Source organism: Citreimonas sp. (genome assembly GCF_042096055.1).
Lineage (GTDB): Bacteria > Pseudomonadota > Alphaproteobacteria > Rhodobacterales > Rhodobacteraceae > Citreimonas.
Genome location: NZ_JBELMH010000005.1, coordinates 19,084 through 21,910 on the forward strand (window position 1 = coordinate 19,084; position 2,827 = coordinate 21,910).

1 pseudogene is annotated in these 2,827 nt (G+C 71.9%); it reads left to right on the top strand.

Annotation, left to right across the window (positions count from 1 at the left end):
* Nucleotides 1–2,827: pseudogene (locus tag ACFDTC_RS02470) on the top strand (hypothetical protein); the annotation flags it as partial.

Below are 2,827 nucleotides of genomic sequence, written 5' to 3' on the forward strand. Positions count from 1 at the left end.
ACGTGCCCGCGCCCGAGGCGTCAGGTCCGTTCACCCTGCCCGAGCTTCCGGTGGCGATCCGGCTGGCCGACCTCACCGTCGACCGGGCCGAGATCGGCGCGCCGGTTCTGGGCGAGGACGCGGCCTTTTCGCTTCAGGGCTCGGCCAATCTCGAAGGCGGCGAGGGCGAGGTCGACCTGGCGGTCGAGCGTCTGGACACGCCGGCCAGCCTACAGATCGCGGGCAGCTTCGAGAACGCCACGCGCCAGCTTGCGCTGAACCTTGAACTCAGCGAGCCGCAGGGCGGACTCGTAGCCCAGCGGATCGGCCTGCCCGAAGGGGACTCGCTGTCGTTGACCCTTGAAGGCGACGGCACGCTGGCGGATTTCGAGGCCGCGCTGAGCCTGCAGACCGGCGGAGAACCGCGCCTGACCGGCACGCTGGCGCTGCAGGAGACTGATGGCGGCGCGCAGGGCTTCGCCGTCGATATCGGCGGCGATCTCGCGCCGCTCCTGGCGCCGGAATACCGCGACTTTTTGGGCGACCGGATCGCGCTGGTCGCGTCGGGCGCGCGGCTGCCGGACGGGGCGATCACGCTGGACACGCTGTCGGTGGACGCCGCCGCGCTGGACCTCGAGGGCAGCGCCCGTATCGGCGCCGACGGCTGGCCGGATCGTTTCGACCTCGACGCCGACATCACCCCGGCCGATGGCGAGGAGGACGTGCTTCTGCCGCTGGGCGGCCCGCAGATCCGCCTCGCCGAGGCGCAACTGACGGCGCAGTACGACCGGGCGGAATCCGACACGTGGCAACTCAGCGGCACGGTGCAGGATTTCGTGCGCGACAGCGTCGAGATCGGCCGTGTGACGCTGGACGGCACCGGGCGGATCGCGCCCGAGGCCGGCGGTGTGACGGGCACGCTCGAACTGGATACGGACGCCTTGTCGTTGGGCGATGCCGAGCTCGATGCGGCGGTCGGCACGTCGCTGGCGGGCGAGCTGTCCTTCGACTGGCAGCCCGGCCAGCCGCTGACGATCACCGGCATCGACCTGGGCGGGAGCGATTACGGCGTCACCGGCGCGGTCACGGTCAACGGGCTCGAGGATCAGCTGGGCGTTCGCGTCGCGCCGAACCTGGTGGTCAACGCCGACCGGCTGGCGCGCTTCGCGCCGCTGGTCGACCTCGACCTTGCGGGTGCGGCCGAACTGGCGATCAACGGCAGCGTCACGCCGCTGACCGGCGCGTTCGATCTGAACCTGCGCGGCACGACGCAGGACGTCTCGACCGGCATCGCGCAGCTCGACCCCCTGCTCGAGGGCACGGGCCTGGTCGAGGTGAACGCCGTGCGCAGCGAGACGGGCCTTCAGGTCGCGCCGCTTCGCGTGCAGACCGAGGCGGTCCGCCTCGAGGCGACGGGCCAGCTGGGCGGCGGCAATGGCGACCTGTCACTGAACGCGCGGCTGACCGAGACGGGCGACGTGATCCCCGGCCTGACCGGCGTGACCACCCTGACCGCGCAGGCGGTACAGCAGCCGTCGGGTTGGGACGTGTCGGTCAGTGGCGACGCGCCGGGCCAGACGATCCTGCGCTACGACGGCACGGTCGAGCCCGACACGCCGGACGGGCTGTTCCTGTCCGGCACCATCGAGGCCGCGATCGGCGAGCTTTCCGCCTACTCGCAGATCGCCGACCGGCCGCTTTCGGGCGCGATCTCGCTGACCGCGACGGGCAACGCCACGCCCACGGCGCCCAGCTTCGACATCGTGGCCGAGGCCGTATCGACGGACCTCGAAGTCGGGATCGAGGCGGCCGACCGCCTGCTGCAGGGTCGCACGGAAATCGCGCTGGACGCCGCGCTGACGGCCGACGGCACGCTGATCATCGACGCGCTCGACCTCGATGGCACCAACCTGTCCGGCAGCATCGACGGGCGCATCGCCGACTCCGGCGGCGCGGTCGACATGGACCTGCGGCTGGCCGATATCGGCGTCGTCGCACCGCAGCTGTCCGGTCCCGCCACACTGCGCGGCACCGCGCAAAGCGACGGTGGCCCCTGGACCGTGGACATCGACGCCGGCGGGCCGGGGGGCATCGCCGCGACGATCGACGGAACGATCGATCCCGAAACGCCGCAGGGGCCGCGCTTCAACGGCACGATCGACGCCAATGTCGATCAGCTCTCGGCATTCTCGCAGATCGCCGGCCGGTCGCTGGGCGGATCGGTGTCGCTGAACCTGGCCGGCACGGTGACGCCGCAGGCGCCGACCTTCGATCTCGAGGGCGAGCTGGTCACGAACAACCTGGCCGTGGGCATCGCCGAGGCGGACCAGCTTCTGCGCGGTCGGACCGCGATCGCGCTGGACGCTGCCCTGACCGAGGACGGGCTTCTGGCGATCGACACGCTGCGCGTGGACGGCCAGCAGATCACGGCTTCGGTCGACGGCCAGGTCAGCCAGACCTCGGCGAACCTGGACATCGACGCGCGGCTGGCGAACCTCGGCGTGCTGGTGCCGCAATTCCCCGGCGCGTTGACGGTCTCCGGGACCGCGCGCAGCGACGGCGGCCCCTTCCGGATCGACCTCGACGCCACCGGTCCCGGCGGGATCAGCGCCGCCGTGGACGGCACCGTCGCGCGCGACGCGGGCCAGGTGAACTTGTCGGTGAACGGCACCGCGCCGCTGGCGCTGGCCAACCCGTTCATCGCACCGCGCACGCTGGAGGGCACCGCGCGGCTCGACCTCGCCATCAACGGTCCGCCGGCGCTGTCGTCGGTGTCGGGCACGGTCACCACCGCGGACGGGCAGCTTGCCCTGCCGACGTTGCGCCTTGCGCTCGAGAACATCGACGG